The 255-nt window shown below is 45.9% G+C and carries 1 protein-coding gene; it reads left to right on the forward strand.

The window, feature by feature from the left end; genetic code table 11:
• Positions 1 to 12: 12 nt before the first annotated feature.
• Positions 13 to 255 (forward strand): ThuA domain-containing protein (locus NG901_RS16770; protein WP_353847570.1); only part of this gene is annotated, 243 nt, incomplete at its 3' end.

Consider the following 255-nt stretch of genomic DNA (forward strand, 5'->3'; position numbering starts at 1 on the left):
ACGGATGTACTGATTTGGTGGGGACACATGGGGCATGACCGCGTAGAAGATAGAATTGTCGATCGTGTGCAAAAACGCGTGTTAGAAGGCATGGGACTTGTCGTACTACATTCTGGTCATATGTCGAAAATCTTTATGCGCCTAATGGGAACAAGCTGTGATTTAAAATGGCGTGAAGCAAATGAAAGAGAGCGCCTTTGGGTAGTTGACCCGACGCATCCGATTGCAAAAGGGATTGGTGAATTTATCGAGTTG

It is taken from the genome of Clostridium sp. CMCC3677 (genome assembly GCF_023845585.1).
GTDB classification, from domain to species: domain Bacteria; phylum Bacillota; class Clostridia; order Clostridiales; family Clostridiaceae; genus Clostridium; species Clostridium aquiflavi.